This window comes from Cellvibrio sp. pealriver (assembly GCF_001183545.1).
GTDB lineage: Bacteria > Pseudomonadota > Gammaproteobacteria > Pseudomonadales > Cellvibrionaceae > Cellvibrio.
Map to the genome: position 1 here is coordinate 2,975,504 of NZ_KQ236688.1, position 6,625 is coordinate 2,982,128.

The 6,625-nt window shown below is 42.0% G+C and carries 8 protein-coding genes; 2 read left to right on the forward strand and 6 right to left on the reverse strand.

Features of this window, described 5'->3' with window-relative positions; all coding sequences use genetic code 11:
- Positions 1 to 17: 17 nt before the first annotated feature.
- The 5 genes from VC28_RS12885 to VC28_RS12910 form a co-directional block, all read right to left on the reverse strand.
- Complete coding sequence (locus tag VC28_RS12885; protein WP_049630987.1) at positions 18 to 386, reverse strand: hypothetical protein; 369 nt, start codon at positions 384 to 386, stop codon at positions 18 to 20.
- 651 nt (positions 387 to 1,037) lie between these two features.
- Positions 1,038 to 1,469, reverse strand: coding sequence for a hypothetical protein (locus VC28_RS12895; protein ID WP_049631000.1), 432 nt, complete (start codon positions 1,467 to 1,469; stop codon positions 1,038 to 1,040).
- 571 nt (positions 1,470 to 2,040) lie between these two features.
- Positions 2,041 to 2,358: a VOC family protein gene (locus VC28_RS12900; RefSeq protein ID WP_049631001.1), complete on the reverse strand. Its 318-nt coding sequence runs from the start codon at positions 2,356 to 2,358 to the stop codon at positions 2,041 to 2,043.
- A gap of 179 nt (positions 2,359 to 2,537) precedes the next feature.
- Positions 2,538 to 2,813 carry a hypothetical protein gene (locus VC28_RS12905; RefSeq protein ID WP_049631002.1) on the reverse strand — a complete coding sequence of 92 codons (276 nt, stop codon included), beginning with the start codon at positions 2,811 to 2,813 and terminating at the stop codon, positions 2,538 to 2,540.
- A 151-nt stretch (positions 2,814 to 2,964) separates the two neighbouring features.
- Positions 2,965 to 3,324 (reverse strand): hypothetical protein, encoded by a 360-nt coding sequence (locus VC28_RS12910; RefSeq protein ID WP_049631003.1) that lies wholly within the window; start codon positions 3,322 to 3,324, stop codon positions 2,965 to 2,967.
- A 375-nt stretch (positions 3,325 to 3,699) separates the two neighbouring features.
- Here VC28_RS12910 and VC28_RS12920 point away from each other — a divergent pair, with 375 nt between their 5' ends.
- Positions 3,700 to 4,659 (forward strand): IS110 family RNA-guided transposase, encoded by a 960-nt coding sequence (locus tag VC28_RS12920; RefSeq protein ID WP_049628929.1) that lies wholly within the window; start codon positions 3,700 to 3,702, stop codon positions 4,657 to 4,659.
- Between the two features lie 51 nt (positions 4,660 to 4,710).
- On the opposite strand, the gene VC28_RS12925 is transcribed toward VC28_RS12920, so the two are convergent.
- Complete coding sequence (locus tag VC28_RS12925) at positions 4,711 to 5,262, reverse strand: hypothetical protein (protein ID WP_049631005.1); 552 nt, start codon at positions 5,260 to 5,262, stop codon at positions 4,711 to 4,713.
- 359 nt (positions 5,263 to 5,621) lie between these two features.
- Here VC28_RS12925 and VC28_RS12930 point away from each other — a divergent pair, with 359 nt between their 5' ends.
- A complete protein-coding gene (locus VC28_RS12930) occupies positions 5,622 to 6,581 on the forward strand; it encodes an IS110 family RNA-guided transposase (protein ID WP_049628929.1) in 960 nt (319 codons plus the stop codon).
- Positions 6,582 to 6,625 lie beyond the last annotated feature (44 nt).

The following is a 6,625-nucleotide window of genomic DNA, read 5'->3' on the forward strand; positions in this document are numbered from 1 at the left end:
GGCGCTGCAGCGATTTGTTATGAATTTTCTTTAAGCCAGTCGTCTGGAAATGAAGATAAAAATGTATAACCAACAGCTTGCTTAATAGTAAATTTATTTAAAATAAGCATTACCACGCTGAAGAGGCCTGCAACGATAACGCAACCTATATAAATAGAAAAACTCAAACCAAAAACAACAGAAAATAGCATTATGGCTTTATTCAAGCCACCGGTAACAGTTGCCTCAGTATCAATTCCATTTGCTTTTGCAAGCGAGAGAAGTAAAACAATACCCAACGCCAAACCAACAAATACGCCTGCCAACCCTATTGAAGACGTAAGCGTATAATACTTTGGTTTAAGTAAATTTGTTTTCGCCAAGTTTATTTGAAGTTGTTTAAACATATAGCCTTCATAACGTTGCGTTCACCTGCGGATTGTAAGTAGCGCGTTGCGATAAACTTAGCGTAGCGATATTGCAAAAGCGCTACTTACAATTCGTCAGGTGCAATGCCTTGTTACATGATAATATTTTTTGCGGTGAATTTGCCGAAGCAAAAGGAAGTTTTTGCTTTGCCTACCAGTGCAAACCACCACAACTATTTTTACGAACCTAGTCTATATCGTCACTCGATTCTGGATTCTTGATTCCCGATGGAAGGCAAAGAGTGACGTAAAAAGGCAGCTCTAATAGTAAATCTGTTCGCCCTTCCTCAGTGATTTTAAAGCCAAGCTTTTTATTTGATAAGTATGGGCCAATTATTGGAATTATGAGGCATAAAAGCATTAAATGGAGCTTGGTTTCTTGCGAGAGAATGGGACAACGAAATGCCTCATACGCAGACAGAAAGGAGTATAAAAAAATACCAATAACAGCGCCCCACAACCATAACCCCATTTATTTCTCCCTTCTCATGTAACGCCGAGTTCAGCGGCAGTTTTTAAGTTGTGGTTTTATGGAACACTTTTGCGCAGCAAAACCATAAAACCGCGACTTAAAAACTGTCCAGCGCAGGCACGTAGTGCCGGAGCAGTGCTGCAACGACTTGTTAGAGTTTACTTTTTTGGGTTAATACTTTCTTCTACAACCCCAACAATTTCTGCTAAGGTGATTGTAAATATTCCGGCCTCACCGTTGTCAAAGGCATCTTTCCAAACGTTGTAACCGTTTAAATATTCTGGATTTGGTTCTTTCTTACCGATGAGCTTGACTACACTTTTATTCAATGTTTCTTCTGAAACAGGGAAATGAGGTAAGTCAGTTGATATACCACCAGCAATTCTAGAGTTTTTAACTTTAACGCCAAAAATACTGACATGAAAAATTTTTCCAAGCTTAGGATGGCTTTCAACTTTATTAATTAATACTGTAGATCCTTCCTCTCCGATACGATTTTTATAGCTCCATACTTGCCCTGCGGAAAATTGAGAAGCCTCAGCTAAACCGAAAAAAGAAGATAGCCCCAGAATTGCAATTATTTTTTTCATACGATTACTCTAACGTTGTATTAAACGGCAGAATTTAAGGCGGGCTTTTGTGGAAACTTTTTGCGAAGCAAAACCACAAAAGAGCGACTTAAATTATGTCCGGTGGAGCGTAGCGTAACGGATTTGAATACTTTGTTATAAAACTACGCCAATTGGGTAAAACTTGGCACGACCTAAAATATTCCAGCCCGCACAAACTTCACTAGCGATTTGCAGAACCATGCCGCAATTTACTTTAAAGCACCTGCTGCCAAGTGCAGAAAGCGCCCATTCGAACTATTCCAGAGATTCTAACGGAACTACGTTTCTACCAAAACTCGCTTAGTAACTTAGTTGCTACAGCGCACTTACTTTCAAAAACCGACAACCAAAAAGGCCGCGCTTTATAACGTTAAGCACAACGGCAGTTTGTAAGTTGCGCGTTGTGGAATACTTTTGCGAAGCAAAACCACATAAGCGCGACTTACAAACTGTCCAGCCACGTAGTGGCGTGTTGCTGCGCCTTGTTATGTTTGCTTTATTGTTTTAAGCCAAACAACTAATTTATACAAACGATTGATATTAGGATTAACTAGGAAATTTCTATTTTTCTACCGTCTGGGTCTAAAAGAATATAAATAGTTTTTCCATTAAATTCATACTGGCCATGAAATTGGATGCGCTCAAGCAAAGATTCAAGAGATTGAACGGAAAAGCCCAGCCTAGTATTGCATGGGGTTTCACCTAAATTTAATGGGTAAATTTCAAACACCAAATCTTCTATGCAAGTAGCATAGTGCTCAACCCCTTTGCCATGCTTTTCTTTCACAAATTTTAAACCAAGCAGCTCATAGAAATTCTTGGAAATCTCTATGTTTGTACATCGCAAAACTAGCAGATTAAGTTTCATTCGCCACCTTGAGAACATAACGTTCGGTTCAACCGCAGTTTGTAAGCGGCGCATTTACGATAAACTTCGCGCAGCGATTCGCTAAATGCGCTGCTTACAAACTGTCGAGCGTAAGCGCGAAGCGCTGGAGCGGCGTTGGAACCGCTTGTTATGTTTTTGTGACCTATTTTCGATTGAATTTAATCTAAGCAATCAACTGGTATATTTTTAACAAATTCGGTTGCTTTAGCCATTAGTTGATTCCAATCTTTTTCAGGGCGAGAAGAATAGCCCTGATTAATAAGCTCCCTTTCACACAAGTCTTCTAGACCCCAAATTGCTCTTTTTTCCTCTTCGGTAAACGAATCTTTTATTGGGGAACTAGATAACTTTTCGGACAGGATTCCCCATACAGCAAGTAGGTGACCCACGGGAATTTTGATATTAGCTTCTTTGCTTAGATCATCTTCGGACATTTCGACTTTCCTAGTGAAACATAACGTTGTGTTCAACCGCAGTTTGTAAGTAGCGCATTGCGATAAACTTTGCGCAGCAATTCGCTAAATGCGCTACTTACAAACTGTCGAGTGGAGGCGCGCAGCGCCGGAACGGTGTTGGAACACCTTGTTATGTTTTTTTATTTGCAAAAATGAGCAGTAAAGGTGTTATAAACACAAACAGAACTAACTGCCACAGCGGAATAAAAAGAAAAACTAAGCCACCTTGTGCATCGGGATGAATAAATAATGTATCAATCATAATGCCAACTCCCAAGCCACCAAAAATGACAGCTACACAAAATATTGATACAAGTGTTCTCGGGTTACTTAAAAAGAAGCAAATGAACGCCAAATACAACCAAGGACAAAGCCCCCATAAAGCAGTTTTTAGTGCGTAGAAGGAGAAAACACTATTCATGCTTTTTAGATTAAGTATAGATACCGATATTGCGATTACCAATAAAACAATGAAGGTTAATTTTTTCATTTATTCCTTTGCTTGAAGTTCGCACAAACCAAATCAATGCTCAACATAACGCCAAGTTCAGCGGCAGTTTGTAAGTTGTGGTTTTGTGGAATACTTTTGCGCAGCAAAACCACAAAACTGCGACTTACAAACTGTCCAGCAAGCGAAGCTTGCGTGCTGCAACGCCTTGTATGATTGATTTCATCAGTTTTCTTATCATTCTTAACGCGATAAGGTGGAGCCCATACCTGCAGCAACAGGTATTCAGCAAGGTAGCCCGGTGCAGCACTGGCGCAGAGTAATCTAGCCCGTTAACAAGCGTGGGCACCTTGCTGATTCTACTTTTAACTCGAACAGTCGAATGGGCTCCGAGCCCGAATGTAGCAAGGGTGAGTTATGAATACAACTACCGCCGCACACATTGATCGCAGTGAAAGAAATGTAGGAATCGACATCGGAAAAAGCACGCTGGATATTTGTATTTTCGAGCTCGATGTTTATTTGCAATATCCCAATACCACGGAAGGGATTCGTGAATTAATTAAAAAACTATCGCGTTATAACCTCACTCGCATTTTGGTTGAGGCGACCGGCGGTTACGAAAGAGGTTTGGTGGAAGCCTGCGCTGAAAAGGAATTGCCGGTAATTATTGTCCAGCCAACCCAAGTTCGTCAGTTTGGCAAAGCACAGGGTGTTTTTGTCAAAACCGATAAAATTGATTCGCGGCTCATCGCACAATTTGGTGCCATATTAAAACCGGAGCCAAGGCCTCTCAATAGTAAAAAAGTACGCTATATCAGGGATTTACTCTCACGCAAGCGCCAACTGAATGAGATGCGAACCCAGGAATTAAATCGTCAGCACAAAGCGCCTGCGATTCTTGCAGCAACCCATAAGCGCTTGCTGAAAGTGCTCGATAAAGAAATTGAAAGCATCAACAAGTTACTCGCCAAAGCCATTGGTGAAGTTACTGAGTGGCAGCGTACTTATGAGATTCTAAGCTCAGTGCCAGGTGTGGGCGATGGTGTTACGTTCACGCTATTGGGAGAGTTACCTGAGCTAGGCCAACTGTCACCACGCAAAATAGCAGCGCTTTGTGGTTTGGCTCCATTTAATCGCGACAGCGGCATGATGAAAGGACGACGTAGAATCAAAGGTGGTCGGGCACCGATTAGAACGGTGTTATACATGGCGATGCTGAGCGCGATTCAGTGTAATCCAGTGATGAAGAAATTTTACAAAAAGCTCGTTGAGCAGGGTAAGCACAAGAAAGTTGCACTTACGGCCTGCATGCGAAAAATGATGACGATTTTAAACGCCATGGTGCGGGATAACTGCGAGTGGCAAGCTAACTAAATTTGCGTTTCAGGTATTGATTTTCTACCACAGTCGCTTGTTAGGCATTACCTAGCGAAGACTTCTTCGGATAATTTTTCTATAAGCATTTTCTGATTGAACATTTAGCTCTTGAGATAACTGCACCAAGTTAGAAAATTCAGCATTGCAACCACGTTCGAGCGCCATACTCATTAGTAGTTCTTTATTATTAAGTGGGTATGCTATTTCAGAGATAGGCTTTCCTTCACGACGGGCTTTTGTGAAAGATGCGTAGCTTAGATTGCATATGCCTATTTCTTGCAGATGTTCTAACTCTGCCTTTTTTGATTTAAATGAAATGTGTTCGAAGTAAAACTTTATAAGTTGCTTCGCTAATTCATGTAAGTTACTGTTGATGCGATAATATTCTTCTTTTGCTGCCAGGTATGGTGCCTCACTTTCTTTGTGAACCAGAGTACCATGGTCTAACCTCCATATGTTTTTACATATAATACAATCTAAAGAGTAGGTTATGTGTACGCTCGTAAAACGATAATCAGTTGACTCTACATGACGCGTAATTTGACCGTTGCCACACGGGCAGTCCGATTCTTTAAATTCATCAAACTCTCTTTTCGTCACGATAGAATTCCTATTTCTGCCTAACGCCGAGTTCAGCGGCAGTTTTTAAGTTGTGGTTTTATGGAACACTTTTGCGCAGCAAAACCATAAAACCGCGACTTAAAAACTGTCCAGCGCAGGCACGTAGTGCCGGAGCAGTGCTGCAACGACTTGTATGATTGATTTCATCAGTTTTCTTATCATTCTTAACGCGATAAGGTGGAGCCCATACCTGCAGCAACAGGTATTCAGCAAGGTAGCCCGGTGCAGCACTGGCGCAGAGTAATCTAGCCCGTTAACAAGCGTGGGCACCTTGCTGATTCTACTTTTAACTCGAACAGTCGAATGGGCTCCGAGCCCGAATGTAGCAAGGGTGAGTTATGAATACAACTACCGCCGCACACATTGATCGCAGTGAAAGAAATGTAGGAATCGACATCGGAAAAAGCACGCTGGATATTTGTATTTTCGAGCTCGATGTTTATTTGCAATATCCCAATACCACGGAAGGGATTCGTGAATTAATTAAAAAACTATCGCGTTATAACCTCACTCGCATTTTGGTTGAGGCGACCGGCGGTTACGAAAGAGGTTTGGTGGAAGCCTGCGCTGAAAAGGAATTGCCGGTAATTATTGTCCAGCCAACCCAAGTTCGTCAGTTTGGCAAAGCACAGGGTGTTTTTGTCAAAACCGATAAAATTGATTCGCGGCTCATCGCACAATTTGGTGCCATATTAAAACCGGAGCCAAGGCCTCTCAATAGTAAAAAAGTACGCTATATCAGGGATTTACTCTCACGCAAGCGCCAACTGAATGAGATGCGAACCCAGGAATTAAATCGTCAGCACAAAGCGCCTGCGATTCTTGCAGCAACCCATAAGCGCTTGCTGAAAGTGCTCGATAAAGAAATTGAAAGCATCAACAAGTTACTCGCCAAAGCCATTGGTGAAGTTACTGAGTGGCAGCGTACTTATGAGATTCTAAGCTCAGTGCCAGGTGTGGGCGATGGTGTTACGTTCACGCTATTGGGAGAGTTACCTGAGCTAGGCCAACTGTCACCACGCAAAATAGCAGCGCTTTGTGGTTTGGCTCCATTTAATCGCGACAGCGGCATGATGAAAGGACGACGTAGAATCAAAGGTGGTCGGGCACCGATTAGAACGGTGTTATACATGGCGATGCTGAGCGCGATTCAGTGTAATCCAGTGATGAAGAAATTTTACAAAAAGCTCGTTGAGCAGGGTAAGCACAAGAAAGTTGCACTTACGGCCTGCATGCGAAAAATGATGACGATTTTAAACGCCATGGTGCGGGATAACTGCGAGTGGCAAGCTAACTAAATTTGCGTTTCAGGTATTGATTTTCTACCACAGTCGCTTGTTAG